Raw genomic sequence first — 16,969 nt, forward strand, 5'->3', positions numbered from 1 at the left:
GGCGCACACATGGCGAAGCCGGTTCCCTGGAAAGCGGGGGAACCGGCTTTGTGTGCTGCGGCGCGACGGTGCGGGCGTCAAGCCGCGGTGGTGATGTGCTCGGTGCCGAGCGGGCGGTGCGGTGCGATGATCTGCCCGTCGGGCAGCAGCTCCCCGGTGTCCTCGAAGAGCAGCACGCCGTTGCACAGGAGGCTCCAGCCCTGCTCGGGGTGGTGGGCCACGGTGAAAGCGGCCTCACGGTCAGGGCCTTCTGCGGTCGGGCACTGCGGCTTGTGCTGGCACATGGATCGAGTCTTTCGCTGCGTGAGGTGAGTGGTGCGGTTGGTCGCGCGATCTGATTCCTGCATCTCCGTCCCCCGATTGTGCGTGCGGCCGGTCCCAGTGTTGCCCTCCTGGCGTCAATCCGCAGGGATTTCAGCGAGGCGGTGCTCCAGGGGGGAAGACGCGTCACCCACCCGGGCGGTTGCCGTCACGTTGCGTTCACAACAGCTGCGTGTTCACGCACGAAGCGGTCGTCCCCGCACATGCGCAAGGCGGTGCCCGGCGGCCTCGTACGGCCGCCGGACACCGCCTGTGGGCGTGCCGGGGGTGCCGGGGTCAGGCGGGTGAGCCCATCAGCGGCGGCGGCGCCAGTCGTACGCTCAGCGCCGGCGCCAGCTCGGTCAGCCGGTGCACCCGGTGCGAGGCGATGCCGGGCGGCGCGGGCGCCAGCGGCACCAGCAGGTCGTCCGGGTCGGGCTGGGCGGTCGCCGCCTCGGCCCGCGCGTCGCAGTGCAGCCACAGCGCCAGCATGTAGAGCCCCGGCACCGACAGCAGATGCGGCTGGTACGTCGCCGGCAGCGCCTCCGCCTGGAGCAGCGCCCGCTCGATGGAGACCAGGAACGGCCCCTCGGAGAACCGCGAGAACACCCAGCCGTCGGGGGTCACCACGGTCTCGCCCGCAGCGGCCACCCGGGCACCTGCCCTGATATGGAACCGCCAGCCGGTCAGCCGCGCCTGCGGCAGTGCTCCGGGAACGGCCGCCGGTTCGAACACATGGACAGGCAGCGGGTGTTCGGCGGCCAGCGGCCCTTCTGCGGTGCGCAGCGCCGGTGTCCTGGCTTCCAGGACCGCGGTGGGCGAACTGAGCGCGGCGAGCACGCTCAGCAGGGCTGGGGCAGGTGCTGGGGGAACAAGCAGCGGCATGATGTCGCCTCTCACTGGGAGACACGTGGTGCGGGGAGGGCGGGCGCGGACGGCACGGTCGGTTTCGATGCTCTGCGGGTGACCTGCTCAGGCACGTCCGGCGACGGCGGATGCTTTGCCTTGTGCGCGGAGTTTATACGACCTGTGTTCGCTCCGTGTTTCGTCTAGTCGCTGCCAGTATTACGCGCAAGGCGAGAATTCGCCTTCTTCCGGGGACGTGTCGATGGCATTACCGCAGCGTATGGGGAGGGCGGTGCATATTTCTGCCCGCCACGGACGGCCGGATCCCGACGGTCATTTCACCGGCTCTTCCGCAGGTCCCGTGGCATCGGAATGTGCCGCTGGAACGTGCGCGCTTCTCTCCTACCGCTAGCCTAGCGTTCCCCGGCACGCCGATGTGGCGTTATCGATCATTTGGGTGGGCATCCTCCGATGGGCGGCCGTGCGGCGGCCGACTGAGGAGGGAGGCGTCGATGGGGGAGAAGGTCGTCGCCAGAGGGTTCGACACCGCCGACCGAGGGCGCTACCGGCACAAGCTCCAGCAGTGCCTGCTGGGGCTGGAGCGGCTGTTGGAGGCCAAGCGATTCGACCGGCCGCGCAATCTGATGGGCCTGGAGATCGAATTGAATCTCGCGGATTCCGCGGGACTGCCGCGCATGATGAACGAAGAAGTGCTGGAGCGCATCGCGAGCAACGATTTCCAGACCGAGCTGGCTCAGTTCAACATTGAAGTGAACATAGCCCCGCACCGGCTTTCCGGGCCGGTCCTCGACCGGCTCGCCGAGGAACTGCGGACCGGGCTTGCATACGCCGACCGGATGGCGGGCGACGTCGGTGCGCACATCGTGATGGTCGGAATTCTGCCGACCCTCGAAGCACAGGACCTGGTCTCCGCCAACCTCTCACGCGCCGACCGCTACACCCTGCTCAACGACCGCATCCTGGCGATGCGCGGCGAGGACATCACCCTGGACATCCAGGGCGTCGAGCACCTGGTGTACGCCTCCGCCTCCATCGCCCCCGAGGCCGCCTGCACCTCCACCCAGATGCACCTGCAGGTCACCCCCGGCCGCTTCGCCGCGGTCTGGAACGCCGCCCAGGCGGTGTCGGGGCCGCAGGTCGCCGTCGGCGCCAACTCGCCCTTCCTCTTCGGCCGCGAACTGTGGCGGGAGACCCGCCCGCTGCTCTTCCAACAGGCCACCGACACCCGCCCGCAGGAGCTGCGCGCCCAGGGTGTACGCCCGCTGACCTGGTTCGGCGAGCGGTGGATCGACACGCCGCTCGACCTCTTCGCCGAGAACCTGCGCTACTTCCCCGCGCTGCTGCCGATCTGCGACGACGAGGACCCGCTGCGGGTGCTGGACGAAGGGGGAGTGCCGCACCTGCGCGAGCTGACCCTGCACAACGGCACGATCTACCGCTGGAACCGCCCCGTCTACGCCGTCGTCGACGGCGTCCCGCACCTGCGGGTCGAGAACCGGGTGCTGCCCGCGGGGCCCACCGTCGCCGACGTGCTGGCCAACGCCGCCTTCTACTACGGCCTGGTCAGGGCGCTGGCCGAAGCGCCGCGCCCGGTCTGGCACCGGCTCCCCTTCGGGGCCGCGGCCGCCAACTTCGACGCGGGCTGCCGGGACGGCATCGGCGCGGTCATGCACTGGCCACGCGGGCGCGGCGGCCTGGCCGAGGTCCCCGCCGCCGAGCTGATCAGGGACGAGCTGCTGCCGCTCGCCGCCGCGGGCCTGGACGGCTGGGGCATCGGGCCCGCCGACCGCGACCGCTACCTCGGCATCATCGAGGAGCGCTGCCGGCTGCACACCAACGGCGCCGAATGGCAGTCCGCGTCCTTCCACCGGCTGCTGGAGCGCACCCCCGACCGGCGGGCCGCACTGGCCGCGATGACCCGGCGCTACCGTGACAACAGCTGCGGCGGGGAACCCGTGCACCGCTGGCCCGCGGTCTGAGACCCGGTCCGAGACCCGCGGCTGCTCAAGGGGGTGGCTCCGCGGCCGACGGCGCGATCTTCGTATCTTGTCCGGAGACACCTGCGCCGTTGGAGGACCCGCATGCACACAGAGCCGTACCCGGTGGATGCGGAGCCCGGGCTGCCGGACCGGACGCTGCGCAACGAGACGCTGATCGTGCTCGCGCTCTCGCTGGGCGCCAGCGGCGTCTCCGCGCTGATCAGCTTCACCGGCTCCGTCACCAGGCCCGGCGCGCTCAAGAACCAGGCGGCGACGCTGGTCGGCTCCTACGCGCCGGACCGGCCCTGGCTCGACCTGGCCTGGCAGCTGTTCTACATCGCCACCGCCCTGGCCCCGGTCGCCCTGGTCGCGCACCTCCTGGGCCGCGAGCGGGCCGGGATGCGCTCGATCGGCTTCGACCTGACCCGCCCGCGCCTCGACCTGGCCAGGGGCGCCGTCGTCGCCGCGGTGATCGGCGGAACAGGCCTCGCCTTCTACCTGGGCGCGCGGGCGGCCGGCTTCAACCTGACGGTCGTGCCCGAGTCGCTGCCGAACGTCTGGTGGAAGATTCCGGTGCTGATCGCCTCCGCCGTGCAGAACGCGGTACTCGAAGAGGTGATCGTGGTCGGCTACCTGCTGCGCCGGCTGGACCGGCTCGGCTGGACGCCCCTGGCGGCGCTCGCCGCGAGCGCGGTGCTGCGCGGCTCTTACCACCTCTACCAGGGCATCGGCGGCTTCTTCGGCAACATGGCGATGGGCGTCGTCTTCGTCCTGCTCTACCGCCGCTGGGGCCGGGTGGGGCCGCTGGTCGCCGCGCACGCCCTGATCGACACGGTCGCCTTCGTCGGCTACGCCCTGCTGGCGGGGAAGGTCGGCTGGCTGCCCACCGCCTGACGGCGGGCAGCGCCGCTCGTCACGGCACGGCGTGCAGTTCGCCGTCGACCACCGTCACCGCGGAGCCGGTCAGCCGCACCCGGTCGCCGTCCAGCCGGGTGCGCACCAGGCCGCCGCGGGCAGAGGCCTGCCACCCGGCCAGCTCGGCGCGGCCGAAACGGGCGGCCCAGAAGGGCGCGAGCGCGGTGTGGGCGCTGCCGGTGACCGGGTCCTCGTCGATGCCCACGGCCGGGAAGAAGCCGCGCGAGACGAAGTCGTACCCGGCGGCGGGGTCGGCTGCCGCCGCCGTCGCGATCACCCCGCGCCGCGACAGCCGGGCCAGCGCGGCGAAGTCCGGGGCCAGCGCGCGTACCGCGCCCTCGTCCGCCAGCTCGACCAGCAGGTCGCCGCAGTCGGGGCCGGTGTCGTGCACGCTCAGCGGAGCCGCACCCAGTGCCTGCGCCAGGCCCTCGGGCGCCGGCTCGGGCGTCAGCGGTGCGGCGGGGAAGTCCAGGGTGATCGTGCCGTCGCCGTCGGTCTCGGCGGTCAGGACGCCCGCCCTGGTGCGGAAGGCGATGACACCGCCGGCCGCGCCCGTGGTCCGCAGGACGTGGGCGGTGGCCAAGGTGGCGTGCCCGCACAGGCCCACCTCCGTGGTGGGGGTGAACCAGCGCAGCGCCCACCCGGCGTCCGGCGCGCCCGTCAGCGGGTGGGCGAACGCGGTCTCCGACAGGTTGACCTCGGCTGCGACCTGCTGCAGCCAGCGGTCGGCGGGGAAGGCTCCGGCGTCCAGCAGCAGCACCCCGGCGGGATTCCCGGCGAAAGGGCGGTCGGTGAACGCGTCGACGATACGGATACGCATGGCGAGAGCGTAGGGGACCGGCGGTCGCGCGCGCCGCCGCACGGCCGGGACCGCCGGAGGGCTGCCTGCGGGAGCGGGTCAGGCGTGCTGCGCGACCTCGTCGGTGAGGGTGGAGCGGACCTGCTCGCGCAGTTCCGGGCTGTCGCTGTGCCCGTGCACGGAGACGGCGTGCTCGGTTGCGGCACGCACCACTTCCTCCTCCTCGCCGGAGATGGTGAGGGTGCAGTTGGACTCGCTGGGGAACTGCCTGCAGTCGGCGACCTTGCGCATGGCGCATCTCCTCCTTCTGCTCCTCGCCGAGTCTAGGCCGCGGGCACCCGCCCGCGGCGGTGCTGCGGCGGCCCGTACGGGGAAGACCGTATTGCGCCGCCGCGGGCCGCCCTGCTGGGCTGGGGACAAGGAGGAGGCGAGCGCCATGACCGCTGCCCCGGAGGCCGACACAGCACCGGCGAAGGCCGAAGAAGAACGCGTGATGGACTTCCTCGAGCAGGTGATCACCGACGGGGCCGCCGCCATGGCGGGCCTGTGCACCTCGATCGGCGACCGGCTCGGCATCTATACGGCGATGGCGTCCGCAGGCCCGCTCACCTCCGCGGAACTCGCGGCGAGGACCGGCCTGGACGAGCGCTACCTGCGCGAGTGGCTGGCCGCCCAGGTCGCCGGCGAGTACGTCGGGTACGACGCAGAGTCCGACCGCTACGAGCTCCCGGCCGAGAAGGCCGCGGTCCTGGCCGACCCCGACGCGCCGACGTACGCGGCCGGGATGTTCACCATGCTGCAGGCGCTCTACGGCACCGAGGACGCGCTGCTCGACGCCTTCCGCACCGGTGAGGGGGTCGGCTGGGGCGAGCACGGACCCGCGCTCTTCGAGGGCACCGCGAAGTTCTTCCGGCCCGGATACGCCGCCGCGCTCGTGCCGGAGTGGATCGCCGCGGTCGACGGGATGACCGCCAAGCTGGAGCGGGGCGGCCGCGTCGCCGACGTCGGCTGCGGCTACGGGCACTCCACGCTGCTGATGGCCGAGGCCTTCCCCGCCTCCCGCTTCCACGGCTTCGACTTCCACCGCCCCTCCGTCGAGGCGGCCCGCGGGCTCGCCGCACAGGCCGGGCTCAGCGACCGGGTGGAGTTCGACGTGGGGACGGCACAGGACTTCCCCGGCGGCGACTTCGACCTGGTCACCTTCTTCGACTGCCTGCACGACATGAGCGACCCCGGCGGCGCCCTGCGGCACACCGCGGACGCACTCGCCGAGGGCGGCACCTGCCTGCTGGTGGAGCCGAACATGTCCGCCGACATCCGCGAGAACGTCCACCCGATCGGCCGCGGCATGTCCGCCGCCTCGGTGGCCGTCTGCCTGCCGTCCGCGCTCGCCCAGCCAGGACCCGAGGCGCTCGGCAACCACGCCGGCGAGGAGGCCATGCGGCACATCGCCGACGAGGCGGGCCTGCACCACTGGGCGCTCGCCGCCGAGAGCCCGGTCAACCGGGTCTACGCGCTCGCCCGCTGACCCGCGGCGGCCGCCCCGCCTTGACCGGTGATCCGGCGCTGGTCAGGCTGGATGCATGGGCACGGTCGGGGAGGCCGCACTGCGCCGCGTACTGGCCGTGGTGGACCTGCTGATCGACGCCGACGACGAGGACGCGCTCGTTCCGGTGCTGCTCCCGATGCTGCTCGCGGCCCTGCCGGGTGACAGCGTCGTATGGACCCCGCACCCGGGTTCCGCCGCCCCGCTCACCCTGCCCCGCGACCTGCTCGCCCCGAGCCTGTTGGCCGCCTTCCGGCACGGCGCCGCCGCCGACCCGCTGGTCGTGCACACCACCGGCGGCCCGGGCACACCCGTCCGCCGCTCGGCCATGCAGAGCCGCGCCGAATACCACGCCCTGCCGCTCTACGCGGACGTCTACCGGAAGGTGGGCGCGGACGACCAGCTGGCCATGGCCTTCCCCGCGGGGCGGGAGGGTGGCGCCGAGCGCCGGGTGTGCCTGGCCGTCAACCGCAGCGGCAGCGACTTCACCGACGCCGACCTGGCCGTCGCGGCCATGCTCAGGCCCCGCCTCGCCCGCACCCTCGACCGGCTGCACCGCACCCCGCCGGCCCGTGCCCTGGTCAGCCGCCGCGAGGCGGAGGTGCTGACGCTGCTGGCGCACGGCCTGACCAACGAGCAGATCGGCCACCGGCTGGCGATCAGCCCGCGCACCGTCGACAAGCACCTGGAGCACGCCTACGCCAAGCTGCGGGTCTGCGGCCGGGTGGACGCGGCGAACGTGTGGCTGGCGGGGCCGCGGCCCTGAGCGTCAGCCCTTGGACTGGTTGAACCGCACCTCGTTGCCCGCGGGGTCGCGGAAGGCGCAGTCGCGTACGCCGTAGGGCTGGTCGGTCGGCTCCTGGACGACGTCGGCGCCGGCGCCCTGGACGCGGTCGAAGGTCTGGTCGACGTCGTCGGTCCAGAAGACCACGCGGGCGTAGACGCCCTTGGCCATCAGGTCGGCCACCGCGCTGCGGTCCGCGGGTGACATGTTCGGGTTGGCGGCCGGCGGTTCGAGGACGATGTCGACCTCGGGCTGGGAGGGCGAGCCGATGGTGACCCAGCGCATGTCGCCGTAGCCGACCTCGTTGCGCACTTCGAGGCCGAGCACGTCCCGGTAGAACTCGATGGCCTTGTCGTGGTCGTCGACGGCCAGGAAGGTGTGTGAGAGCTTGATGTCCATGCAGCTCACGCTAGGGCAGGACCCGCACCCCTGGCTTCTTTGTTCCTGACCGGTCGGGTGACCATCTTCGCGACGCAGGCCGGCAGCGCGGACAGCTCCGAGTGGTTGCGGGCGCGGTAGGCGCTCGGCGTCTCGCCCACCAGCTCGGTGAAGCGTGAGCTGAACGAGCCGAGCGAGGAGCAGCCGACGGCCATGCACACGTCGGTCACCGACATGTCGCCCCGCCGCAGCAGGGCCTTGGCCCGCTCGATCCTGCGGGTCATCAGGTATGCGTACGGCGTCTCGCCGAAGGCCGCGCGGAAGCTGCGCGAGAAGTGCCCGGGCGACATCACGGCCTCGCGGGCGAGCGCCGAGACGTCCAGCGGCCGCGCGTAGTCGCGGTCCATGCGGTCGCGGGCTCGCCGCAGTCTCACCAGGTCCGACCTGTCCATGGGGCCAGTATGCCCACACCCTCCGACAGTCCTTGCGTTCCGACCGCTCCCGATATATCGTTGAAGCATCGCGAACGATCACGATAGGAGATTGCGTTATGCATGGACACGGACATGGACACGAGCACGGCCCCTGCGGTCACGACCGCCACGGATGGGGCGAGCACGAGGGCCGCAGGGCCGCTTTCGGGCCGTTCGGACCGCCCTTCGGCGGCGGCCCCTTCGGGCCCGGCGGACGGGGCCGCGGGGGACCGCGCGGCCGGGCCAGGCGCGGTGACGTACGGGCCTCGATCCTGGCCCTGCTCAAAGACCGGCCGATGCACGGCTACGAGATGATCCAGGAGATCGCCGAGCGCAGCGGCGGCGCGTGGAAGCCGAGCCCCGGCTCGGTCTACCCGACGCTGCAGCTGCTGGAGGACGAGGGCCTGATCAGCAGCGAGAGCGAGGGCGGCAAGAAGCTGTTCACGCTCACCGACGCCGGCGCCCAGGAAGCCGAGGCGGGACCCGAGGCGCCCTGGGAGGACGCCGGCCGCGGCATCGACTGGGACGCCATGAACGAGATAAGGAAAGCCGGCGGCGGCCTCGTCGAGGCCTTCCGCCAGGTCTGGGCCACCGGCACCCCCGAGCAGCGCGACAAGGCGCTGACCGTGGTGAACGAGGCCCGCAAGCGGCTCTACCTGATCCTGGCCGACGAGGACACCGGCCGGGACTGAGCCACCCGGCGGCCCGGGGCGGCTCCCCGGGCCGCGGTACCGCGTCGGGCCGGCCGCGGGGATCACACCCCGGGCCGGCTCGATCCGCGTATCAGCAGCCGGGTCGGGATGATCCGCGGCTGCGCCTCGACGGTGTCCACCGTCGTGGAGTCGATCAGCCCGCGCAGCGCCTCCACCGCCGCCACCCCGAGCCCCCGCTGGTCCTGCGCGACCGTGCTCAGGGCCGGCCGCACCAGGGCCGCCGCGTCGATGTCGTCGAAGCCGACCACCGCCAGGTCGCGCGGCACGGAAAGACCGGCGTCCGCGGCCGCGTGAATGGCGCCGATCGCCATCTGGTCGCCCGCCGCGAAGATCGCGGTGGGCCGGTCGGGCACCGACAGCAGCCGCTTGCCCGCGGCCTCGCCGCTGGCCAGGAAGAAGTCCCCCTCCGTCACGTACTCCGGCGGCACGCTCAGCCCCAGCCGGGAGCAGGCCCGCAGATAGCCCGCGAGCCGCTCGGCGGCCGGCGGCAGGTGCAGCGGCCCGGTGACGGTCGCGATCCTGCGGTGGCCCAGCTCGTACAGGTGCTGCACGGCGGCCTCCGCGCCCGCCGCGTTGTCCGAGCTGACCCGGACCGTACGCGGCCCGGTGAAGGCGGTGTCGATGCCCGCGCAGGGCACCGTGGAGTCGGCGAGCACCCGCAGGCAGCGGTCGTCCGGCGGTGTGGTCAGCACGATCACCCCCTCCAGGTTGTGCCGCTGCACCGCCTGCAGGTGCGCGCCGTCCTGGTCCTGCTCGCCCGGTGTGGTCAGCAGCATCAGGTGGTAGTCCGCGTCCGACAGGGCCGTGCGCACCGCGCTGAGCAGGCCCAGCAGGAAGGGGTTGTGCTGGCCCAGCGCCTCCTGCCCGCTGTCCCACACCAGGCCTATGGTGTCGGAGCGGCGGCGTACCAGCGTGCGGGCGGGTTCGTTGGGCGCGTACCCCAACTCGCTGGCCAGTCGCCGGATCTTGGCCCGCGTGGCCTCGCTCACCTCGGCCCGGTCGTTCAGCGCCCGGGAGACGGTGGCGGTCGACACACCGCTGCGGCGGGCGAGTTCACGGATGTTCACGGCATACCCGTTCTGCGCGAGTGGACAGTGGAGACAGGGTCGGGGCGGGGTCGGCGGCGGTGTGGAGGCGGTGGGCAGGTGGTACGGGGGCGGTGCGGAGGAGGTGTGCGCAGGTCGCAAAATGCTTCCTGCGCACAGTCTTGACGATCAGTCGGGGCAAGGACAGACTTCCCGCCGATCGGAAACGTTTACGGCAATCGGCCCCGGTCCGCCGGGGACCCCCAACAGGAACGGGACGCCTGCGATGCCAACGAACGCTCGACGACTACGCATGAGAAGCCTCCTGACACTCGCCACCGCGGCCGCCTGCGTCGCGGCCGTGGCCTCCGTACCGGCACAGGCCGGCGACAACCCGAGCTACACCAACCCCAAGGCCCCCGTCGACGTCCGGGTCAAGGACCTCCTCAAGCGTATGACGCTGGAGGAGAAGATCGGGCAGATGGACCAGATCTCCGTCGTCAGGATGCAGGGCGACTGCGAGTGGAGCGGTGGTGCCTACACCGAATCCTGCATGAAGTCCGTACTGGTCGACAATGCCGCGGGCTCGGTCCTCTCCGGCGGCGGCGCCGGTCCGTCCGTCAACACGCCCCAGAACTGGGCGACGATGGTCAACACCGTGCAGAAGTACGCGATCGACAACTCGCGCCTGCACATCCCGATCATCTACGGCGTCGACGCCGTCCACGGCCACAACAACGTGCTCGGTGCCACGATCTTCCCGCAGGAGATCGGCATGGGCTCCACCTGGGACCCGCAACTGGTCCAGGACGCCGGCGCCTCCACCGCCAAGTCCGTCGCCGCCACCGGCATCGACTGGAACTTCGCCCCCGTCGCCGACATCGCCCGCGACCAGCGCTGGGGCCGCTACTACGAGACCTACGGCGAGGACCCGCTGCTGTCCGGCACGCTGGCGTCCGCCGCGGTCCGCGGCATCCAGGGCGCGGACGGCGCCAAGGACGTCGCCGCCACCGTCAAGCACTTCGCCGGCTACGGCGAACCCGGCAACGGCCACGACCGGGTACCGGGCGACGTCTCGATCCGCTACCTCCAGGACACCCTGCTCCCGTCCTACAAGCAGGCGATCGACGCCGGCGCCATGTCCGTCATGGTCAACTCCGGTGCCGTCAACGGCATACCGGCTACCTCCTCGCACTACCTGCTGACCGACGTGCTGCGCGACCGGTGGGGTTTCAAGGGCGTCGTGGTCAGCGACTGGCAGGACGTCCGCGCCCTGCAGACCAGCTACCACATCGCCGCCGACTACCCCGAGGCCGTCGCCAAGGCCGTCAACGCCGGCCTGGACATGGCGATGGAGCCGTACGACGCGCAGGGCTGGAGCGACGGGCTCAAGACCGCCGTGCAGCGCGGCCTGGTCTCCGTCAAGCGGATCGACCAGTCCGTGACCCGCATCCTGACCATGAAGTTCCGCCTCGGACTCTTCGAACACCCCTACGTCGACGCCGCGAAGGCCGACTCCCGGGTGATCGGCGCCGACACCGCGCTGGCCCGGCAGGCCGCGGACGAGTCGCAGGTGCTGCTGCGCAACGACGGCAACGTGCTGCCCGTGGCGGCGTCCACCAAGAAGATCGTCGTCGCCGGCTCCTACGCCGACGACATCAACGACCAGGCAGGCGGCTGGACCGTCGGCTGGCAGGGCGTGCCCGCGGGCGTGCAGCTGCCCGGCACCACCGTGCTCCAGGGCATCAAGGAGGCCGCGCCATCGGGGACGACCGTGGTCGGCGCGACCTCGGCGGACGACGCGGTCGCCCAGGCCAAGGACGCCGACCTGACCGTCGTCGTGGTGGGCGAGAAGGCGGCGGCCGAGGGCTCGGCCGACTCCCCGCGGCCCGAACTGTCCGCCGACCAGCAGGCGCTGGTCAAGTCGCTCAAGGCGACCGGCAAGCCGGTGGTCACCGTGGTGATCGCCGGGCGTCCGCTGGTGCTCGGCGACGCCGACGGCACCCAGGGCCTGCTGATGGCCTGGCTGCCCGGCAGCGAGGGCGGCCACGCGGTCGCCGACGTGCTCTTCGGCAAGGTCAACCCCAGCGGCCGGCTGAGCGCGTCCTGGCCCAAGGACGTCGGCAACGAGCCGCTGTACTACCAGCAGCTCCCCGGCACCAACAGCGGGCCCGAGTCCGGCTACGACGCCGCCTACCGCTTCGGCGCGGGACTGTCCTACACCACCTACTCCGTCGACTCGGTCAAGGCGTCAGCGGCGAGCGTCCGCTCCCGCGACACCGTCAGCCTCAAGGTCGGCGTCTCCAACACCGGTGACCGCGCGGGCGACATGGTCGTGCCCGTCTACGTCTCCCAGGCATCGAGCGACGTGCTCGCACCGCCCGCGAAACTCGTCGCCTTCACCAAGGTGCACCTGGGCGCCGGGCAGAGCACGACCGTGACGCTCACCGTGCCGCCGAGCCGGCTCGCCGTCACCCCCGGCGACATCGACGGCTCCGGCCCGCAGCAGGTGGCCCGCGGGGCGTACGTCTTCACCGCCGGCGCCCAGAGCACGACGGTGACCGTGCGCTGAACCCGCCCGGCCAGCGGCGTGCGAGTACGCCGTCCTGGCGGCGCTGACATGCGGCGGCCGGCCGTGGCCGGGGTCCACCCCCGGTCGCGGCCGGCCGCAATACGCGTGCGCGGCGAGGGCGCAACGGGAAGGCTTGGCTCGCAAGGCCTGGCCTTTCACGGCTCGGATCACACAGCCGCACACCGCTCTGGAGGACCCGTGCACGCCGAGGACGACGACACCTCCGCAGCCGACAGCGACCTGATGGCGAAGGTCTGGGCCGCGCCGGTGCTCGCCGGGCCGCTGCCCGGCTTCGACCCGGACACCGCCCCCGCCGCGCCCGGGCGGCTCTTCGCCGAATGGCTCGGCAAGGCGCTGGCCGACGGTGTGCCCGAGCCGCACATCGTGACGGTCAGCACCGCCGCCGCCGACGGCACGCCCAGCGCCCGGGTGGTGATGCTGCGCGGCATCGACTCCGCGGACTGCGCCGTCCGCTTCGCCGGCGACCGGCTCAGCGGCAAGGGCCGGGACATCTCGGCGCGGCCCGCCGCCGCACTCACCTGGTACTGGCCCGCGCACGGCCGGCAGATCCGCATGGCCGGACCCGTGGACCTGCTGGGCGCCGAGGCCACCCGCCGGGACTTCCTCGGCCGCTCGCCCCACTCCCGGGCCGCCGCCTTCACCGGCAGGGTCAGCGCCCCGCTGGGCGGGCCCGAGGAGTACGAGCGCGAGCGCCGCGCAGCCGAGGACCTGGTGGCCGCGCACCCCGGGCGGATCCCCGCCAGCCACGCCGTCTACCGGCTGCGTGCCGAGGAGGCCGAGTTCTTCCAGGCCCGCCCGGAGCGGTGGCACCTGCGGCTGCGCTACACCCGCGAGGGCGGCGGCTGGTCCCGCACTTTGCTGTGGCCATGACTCATCCCCGCGGAGGAGGGGCGCGCCGCACGCCCCCCTCCGCGGGCTGACGCGTGAATGCCCCGCTGAGCCGATGCGGCACGCCCGTCCGCCCTGGTGGAATGGCAGTCGTGTACAGCGACCACGGGCCGCCCGTCGACCCGGCCCACCCGGCGGACGACGCCCACCTCACCGCGGAGGTGCGCGCCGTCGCCGCGAGCGCCCGGCGGCGTGCGGTCAGGGACGGCGACCCGCAGGCCGACACCGCCCACCTGTTGCACTCACTGCTGGAGAACGACCCCGACGCACGCGCCGCCTGCGACGCGGCAGCCGGCAGCAGCGCCCGGGTGCTGGGCTACCTGGTGCAGCGCAGCATCGGCTACGGGCTGCGCTGGCGCGGCTCGGTGGAGGACTCCGGTGCGCTGCCCACCCTCACGGTCACGGTGCCCGGCTGGAGCCCCGCCGCGGCTGCGGCCTTCCGCACCGCCGTGCAGCTGGCCGGCCGGCGCGGCGGGGCGCAGGCCGACGGCGTCGACCTGCTGCACGCCCTGGCCGCCGACCCCGACTGCCGGGCCGCCGACGTCCTGCGCTCGGCCGGCCTCGACCCCGACGGCCTCCACGACGGCCCGGCCCCGGGACCAGGCGCCATGCCGGGCCCGCGGGAGCCGTAGGGCTCGCAGGATGTCAGGAATTAAAGGGGTGACGGTCCTGTCGCGTGCTGACATGATGACCTGATGCACGTATCCGGGGCCAGGAGCAGAGGACTTGGGCTCGCCCTGCTGTCCGCCTTCGCCTTCGGCGGCTCGGGCGTCGCCGCCAGACCGCTCATCGACCTCGGCATCGACCCGCTGCAGGTCGTGTGGATGCGGGTGGCCGGGGCCGCCCTCATCCTGCTGCCCGTCGCCCTGCGCTCCCGGGCACTGCCCAGGCAGCGGCCCGGCCTCGTCGCCGGCTTCGGCCTGCTGGCCATCACCGGCTGCCAGGCCCTCTACTTCGTGGCCATCGCCCGCATCCCGGTGGGCATCGCCATCCTGGTCGAATTCCTCGGCCCCGCCCTGCTGCTCGGCTGGATCCGCTTCGTCCAGCGGCGCCCCGTCACCCGGGCCGCCGCATCCGGCGTCGTGCTCGCCCTGGCCGGCATGACCTGCGTCGTCGAGGTCTGGTCCGGCCTCGCCTTCGACGCGCTCGGACTGCTCTACGCCTTCGGGGCCGCGTGCTGCCAGGTCGCCTACTTCGTCCTGGCCGACCACGGCACCGACGCGGACGACGCGCCCGAGCCGATCACCGTCATCGCGCACGGGCTCGCCGTCGGCGCGGTCGTCCTCACGGCCGTCGCCCACCCCTGGACCATGGACTGGTCGGGGCTCGCACACCAGGCCGCGCTGGGCGACCGGGACGTGCCGGCCGTTCTGCTCATCGGCTGGATCGTGCTCGTCTCGACCGTCGTCGCCTACCTCACCGGGGTGCTCGCGGTGCGCTCGCTCAGCCCGCAGGTCGCGGGGGTCGTGGCGGGGCTCGAAGCGGTGGTTGCCACGGTGCTGGCCTGGGTGCTGCTCGCGGAACACCTGGGCGCCGCCCAGGTGGTAGGGGGTGCGCTGGTTCTCGCCGGGGCGCTTGTCGCCCAGACCGCCTCCACCCCCTCCCCTCCGGCTTCGCCGGACCCCCTCCCCACTTCCGATCTGACGCCCAGCGCATCCTGACCTGCCGCCTTCGCGGCGGTACGCAGGTGGGTGCCACTTGCTGTGGCGTTGCTTTCTTTCCGCCCGTTCGGGCTGGGCGCGCAGTTCCCCGCGCCCCTGGTTGTTGCCCTCTTCCCGCAGGGTGAGCGTTTTTCAGGGGCTCGGGGAACTGCGAGGCAGGCCCGCCACCGGGGCGCGGGTGGGAGGGGCGAATCCGGGGGGAGGCCATAGGGTGGGGGCGTGATGAATGGCGTGCTTCCTCCTCCCGCTGCCTGACGCGGGCAGCGGACCCGGCCCCGGCGAGTGACTCAGCCGAGGGCCGGCTCGTGGTGTAGACGCGGACTGGGTCCGCCGATCGGTGCTGCCCGCACACAGCGACGAGCCACCGACCCGAACCCCCCCTTCCCACGGGAGTACTCCGTGTTCTTCAGGCATGCCCCGGCCACCCGGGGCCTGATCTACGTCGTCGTCGCAGCTACCGGCTGGGGCACCGCAGGTGCCGTGGCGGCGGCGCTGTACGGGCCCAGCGGCCTCGGCCCGCTGTCCCTCACCTTCTGGCGTGCCGCTGGCGGCTTCGTGCTGCTGCTCGCCGTGCGCATGGCGCGCCGCCGCCCGGCGCGGGCCGGTGGGCGGGTCGCCGTCCACCGGGTCGTGGCGACCGGCGCGGGACTGACCGTCTTCCAGGCCGCCTACTTCTGCGCCGTCCGCTCGACGGGGCTGGCCGTGGCCACCGTCGTGACGCTCGGCTCGGGTCCTGTGCTGATCGCCCTGGCCGCGCGGCTGACCATGGGCGAACGCCTCGGCCGCGGCGGCGCTTTGGCGGTGGCGGGGGCACTCGGCGGGCTGGCGGTGCTGGTGCTCGGCGGCGGGTCCGGCGGCGCGGGTGCCGTACGCCCTGCCGGTGTCGGGCTCGCGCTGCTGTCGGCTTCCGGCTATGCCGCGATCACCTTGCTGACCCGCTGGTGGGGGCGGCAGGGTGTGGCGGGCGACCCGTTCGACACCTCGATGTGGGCGTTCGGGATGTGCGCCGTCCTGCTGCTGCCTGCGGCCTGGGCCGAGGGACTGCTGCCGCATGCGGCACATCTGGGCCGCACCCTGCTGCTGCTCGGCTACCTGGCGTCGGTGCCCACCGCGCTGGCCTACGGCCTGTACTTCGCCGGTGCGGCGGTGCTGCGCTCGGCGACGGTCTCGGTGGTCGCGCTGATCGAGCCGGTGTCGGCGACCGTGCTGGCGGTCGCGCTGCTGGGGGAGCGGCTGACCGCGGCGACCGTGCTGGGCACCGTGTGCCTGCTGGGCGCTGTGGGCTCGCTGGTCGCCGACGAGGCCCGTGGCATGCGGCGTCTGCCGCGGCAGACGGTGGTCACCGGCGGCGCGGCGCCGGTGGCAGGTAGTCGGGCAGCGGCAGGTCCCGGCCGGGGATCTCGGCGCGTTCCGGAGTCCCGTAGGAGGTGACGACCGGCACCACACCTGACCAGTGGGGGAGTTCGAGGTCCTCGGGCTCCTCGTTGGGCCCGCCGGTTCGGAGCTTGGCGGAGACCTCTTCCAGGTCGAGGCGTATCACGGCGGTCGAGGCGAGTTCCTTCGCGTTCGGCCGCCGTGAGTCGGCGGAGCGGCCGGGTACGGCGTGGTCGACGATCGCGTCGAGGGCCGCGGCCCGCTCGTCGGGGTCGAGGACCTGGTAGGCGGTGCCGTGCACCACCACGGAGCGGTAGTTGATCGAGTGGTGGAAGGCGGACTTGGCAAGGACGAGGCCGTCGACGTGGGTCACGGTCAGGCACACCGCGAGCCCGTCGTCGGCGGCTCCCCTCAGCGGGCGCGACCCGGTGGACCCGTGGACGTACAGCCGTTCGCCGCTGCGGGCGTAGAGCGTCGGGAGCACCACGGGGGCGCCGTCCCGCACGAACCCGAGGTGGCACACATAGCCCTCGTCGAGGATCGCGTGCACGGTCGCGCGGTCGTAGGCGGCGCGCTCCCTGGAGCGGGTGGGGGTGCTCAGGTCGGTAGGGGTATAGCCGGCGGGGGGTGCGGTGGCCATGGCGCATTCCTTTGAACTAGTGCATAATCTGGTT

The 16,969-nt window shown here is 72.9% G+C and carries 18 protein-coding genes; 10 read left to right on the forward strand and 8 right to left on the reverse strand.

The features are described from left to right. Window positions 1-77: 77 nt before the first annotated feature. Window positions 78-284, reverse strand: a complete 207-nt coding sequence (locus tag JT723_RS25060) for a DUF5999 family protein (RefSeq protein ID WP_205047043.1) — start codon at window positions 282-284, stop codon at window positions 78-80. Between the two features lie 313 nt (window positions 285-597). Further along, the gene (locus JT723_RS25065; RefSeq protein ID WP_205047044.1) at window positions 598-1,185 is read right to left on the reverse strand and encodes a hypothetical protein; all 588 of its coding nucleotides are present in this window, start codon (window positions 1,183-1,185) and stop codon (window positions 598-600) included. 473 nt (window positions 1,186-1,658) lie between these two features. On the opposite strand from JT723_RS25065, the gene JT723_RS25070 reads away from it, so the two are divergent. Further along, a complete protein-coding gene (locus tag JT723_RS25070; protein ID WP_205047045.1) occupies window positions 1,659-3,146 on the forward strand; it encodes a glutamate-cysteine ligase family protein in 1,488 nt (495 codons plus the stop codon). 102 nt (window positions 3,147-3,248) lie between these two features. Next, complete coding sequence (locus JT723_RS25075) at window positions 3,249-4,040, forward strand: CPBP family intramembrane glutamic endopeptidase (RefSeq protein ID WP_205047046.1); 792 nt, start codon at window positions 3,249-3,251, stop codon at window positions 4,038-4,040. A gap of 19 nt (window positions 4,041-4,059) precedes the next feature. Here the strand turns inward: JT723_RS25075 and JT723_RS25080 are convergent, their stop codons facing one another. Together JT723_RS25080 and JT723_RS25085 are read right to left on the reverse strand one after the other, a co-directional pair. Then, the gene (locus JT723_RS25080) at window positions 4,060-4,881 is read right to left on the reverse strand and encodes a PhzF family phenazine biosynthesis protein (protein WP_205047047.1); all 822 of its coding nucleotides are present in this window, start codon (window positions 4,879-4,881) and stop codon (window positions 4,060-4,062) included. Window positions 4,882-4,959: 78 nt separating this feature from the next. Next, window positions 4,960-5,151, reverse strand: a complete 192-nt coding sequence (locus tag JT723_RS25085; RefSeq protein WP_205047048.1) for a DUF1059 domain-containing protein — start codon at window positions 5,149-5,151, stop codon at window positions 4,960-4,962. Window positions 5,152-5,296: 145 nt separating this feature from the next. Between JT723_RS25085 and JT723_RS25090 the strand changes: the two genes are divergently transcribed. Then, on the forward strand, window positions 5,297-6,388 hold the full coding sequence (locus JT723_RS25090; protein ID WP_205047049.1) for a class I SAM-dependent methyltransferase: 1,092 nt from the start codon (window positions 5,297-5,299) through the stop codon (window positions 6,386-6,388). Between the two features lie 55 nt (window positions 6,389-6,443). Then, window positions 6,444-7,172, forward strand: a complete 729-nt coding sequence (locus JT723_RS25095; protein ID WP_205047050.1) for a helix-turn-helix transcriptional regulator — start codon at window positions 6,444-6,446, stop codon at window positions 7,170-7,172. Between the two features lie 3 nt (window positions 7,173-7,175). On the opposite strand, the gene JT723_RS25100 is transcribed toward JT723_RS25095, so the two are convergent. Both JT723_RS25100 and JT723_RS25105 read right to left on the reverse strand, forming a co-directional pair. Beyond that, a complete protein-coding gene (locus JT723_RS25100) occupies window positions 7,176-7,589 on the reverse strand; it encodes a VOC family protein (protein ID WP_205047051.1) in 414 nt (137 codons plus the stop codon). 5 nt (window positions 7,590-7,594) lie between these two features. Beyond that, a complete protein-coding gene (locus JT723_RS25105) occupies window positions 7,595-8,020 on the reverse strand; it encodes a helix-turn-helix transcriptional regulator (RefSeq protein ID WP_033175865.1) in 426 nt (141 codons plus the stop codon). A 98-nt stretch (window positions 8,021-8,118) separates the two neighbouring features. On the opposite strand from JT723_RS25105, the gene JT723_RS25110 reads away from it, so the two are divergent. Continuing rightward, window positions 8,119-8,733, forward strand: coding sequence for a PadR family transcriptional regulator (locus JT723_RS25110; RefSeq protein ID WP_205047052.1), 615 nt, complete (start codon window positions 8,119-8,121; stop codon window positions 8,731-8,733). 62 nt (window positions 8,734-8,795) lie between these two features. On the opposite strand, the gene JT723_RS25115 is transcribed toward JT723_RS25110, so the two are convergent. Then, window positions 8,796-9,821, reverse strand: coding sequence for a LacI family DNA-binding transcriptional regulator (locus JT723_RS25115; protein WP_205047053.1), 1,026 nt, complete (start codon window positions 9,819-9,821; stop codon window positions 8,796-8,798). A gap of 271 nt (window positions 9,822-10,092) precedes the next feature. Between JT723_RS25115 and JT723_RS25120 the strand changes: the two genes are divergently transcribed. The 5 genes from JT723_RS25120 to JT723_RS25140 all read left to right on the forward strand — a co-directional run bounded on the left by JT723_RS25120 (window position 10,093) and on the right by JT723_RS25140 (window position 16,352). Next, window positions 10,093-12,351 (forward strand): glycoside hydrolase family 3 N-terminal domain-containing protein, encoded by a 2,259-nt coding sequence (locus tag JT723_RS25120; protein ID WP_205047054.1) that lies wholly within the window; start codon window positions 10,093-10,095, stop codon window positions 12,349-12,351. Between the two features lie 198 nt (window positions 12,352-12,549). Continuing rightward, a complete protein-coding gene (locus JT723_RS25125; protein ID WP_251512673.1) occupies window positions 12,550-13,242 on the forward strand; it encodes a pyridoxine/pyridoxamine 5'-phosphate oxidase in 693 nt (230 codons plus the stop codon). Between the two features lie 101 nt (window positions 13,243-13,343). Then, window positions 13,344-13,892 (forward strand): Clp protease N-terminal domain-containing protein, encoded by a 549-nt coding sequence (locus tag JT723_RS25130; protein WP_205047055.1) that lies wholly within the window; start codon window positions 13,344-13,346, stop codon window positions 13,890-13,892. Window positions 13,893-13,955: 63 nt separating this feature from the next. Beyond that, window positions 13,956-14,921, forward strand: coding sequence for an EamA family transporter (locus tag JT723_RS25135; RefSeq protein WP_205047056.1), 966 nt, complete (start codon window positions 13,956-13,958; stop codon window positions 14,919-14,921). 399 nt (window positions 14,922-15,320) lie between these two features. Beyond that, window positions 15,321-16,352, forward strand: coding sequence for a DMT family transporter (locus JT723_RS25140; protein ID WP_205047057.1), 1,032 nt, complete (start codon window positions 15,321-15,323; stop codon window positions 16,350-16,352). On the opposite strand, the gene JT723_RS25145 is transcribed toward JT723_RS25140, so the two are convergent. Next, window positions 16,261-16,935, reverse strand: coding sequence for a pyridoxamine 5'-phosphate oxidase family protein (locus JT723_RS25145; RefSeq protein ID WP_205047058.1), 675 nt, complete (start codon window positions 16,933-16,935; stop codon window positions 16,261-16,263). The two genes, JT723_RS25140 and JT723_RS25145, sit on opposite strands and share 92 nt — an antisense overlap. Window positions 16,936-16,969: the final 34 nt, after the last annotated feature.

Origin of the sequence: Actinacidiphila bryophytorum (assembly GCF_016916835.1) — a bacterium.
Classification (GTDB): Bacteria; Actinomycetota; Actinomycetes; order Streptomycetales; family Streptomycetaceae; genus Actinacidiphila; species Actinacidiphila bryophytorum.

Coding starts and splice junctions, on each gene's coding strand:
- JT723_RS25075 (WP_205047046.1), top strand. CDS start 3,249: ATGCACACAGAGCCGTACCCGGTGGATGCGGAGCCCGGGCTGCCGGAC.
- JT723_RS25080 (WP_205047047.1), bottom strand. CDS start 4,881: ATGCGTATCCGTATCGTCGACGCGTTCACCGACCGCCCTTTCGCCGGG.
- JT723_RS25085 (WP_205047048.1), bottom strand. CDS start 5,151: ATGCGCAAGGTCGCCGACTGCAGGCAGTTCCCCAGCGAGTCCAACTGC.
- JT723_RS25120 (WP_205047054.1), top strand. CDS start 10,093: ATGAGAAGCCTCCTGACACTCGCCACCGCGGCCGCCTGCGTCGCGGCC.
- JT723_RS25135 (WP_205047056.1), top strand. CDS start 13,956: ATGCACGTATCCGGGGCCAGGAGCAGAGGACTTGGGCTCGCCCTGCTG.
- JT723_RS25060 (WP_205047043.1), bottom strand. CDS start 284: ATGTGCCAGCACAAGCCGCAGTGCCCGACCGCAGAAGGCCCTGACCGT.
- JT723_RS25090 (WP_205047049.1), top strand. CDS start 5,297: ATGACCGCTGCCCCGGAGGCCGACACAGCACCGGCGAAGGCCGAAGAA.
- JT723_RS25105 (WP_033175865.1), bottom strand. CDS start 8,020: ATGGACAGGTCGGACCTGGTGAGACTGCGGCGAGCCCGCGACCGCATG.
- JT723_RS25145 (WP_205047058.1), bottom strand. CDS start 16,935: ATGGCCACCGCACCCCCCGCCGGCTATACCCCTACCGACCTGAGCACC.
- JT723_RS25065 (WP_205047044.1), bottom strand. CDS start 1,185: ATGCCGCTGCTTGTTCCCCCAGCACCTGCCCCAGCCCTGCTGAGCGTG.
- JT723_RS25130 (WP_205047055.1), top strand. CDS start 13,344: ATGGCAGTCGTGTACAGCGACCACGGGCCGCCCGTCGACCCGGCCCAC.
- JT723_RS25095 (WP_205047050.1), top strand. CDS start 6,444: ATGGGCACGGTCGGGGAGGCCGCACTGCGCCGCGTACTGGCCGTGGTG.
- JT723_RS25070 (WP_205047045.1), top strand. CDS start 1,659: ATGGGGGAGAAGGTCGTCGCCAGAGGGTTCGACACCGCCGACCGAGGG.
- JT723_RS25100 (WP_205047051.1), bottom strand. CDS start 7,589: ATGGACATCAAGCTCTCACACACCTTCCTGGCCGTCGACGACCACGAC.
- JT723_RS25110 (WP_205047052.1), top strand. CDS start 8,119: ATGCATGGACACGGACATGGACACGAGCACGGCCCCTGCGGTCACGAC.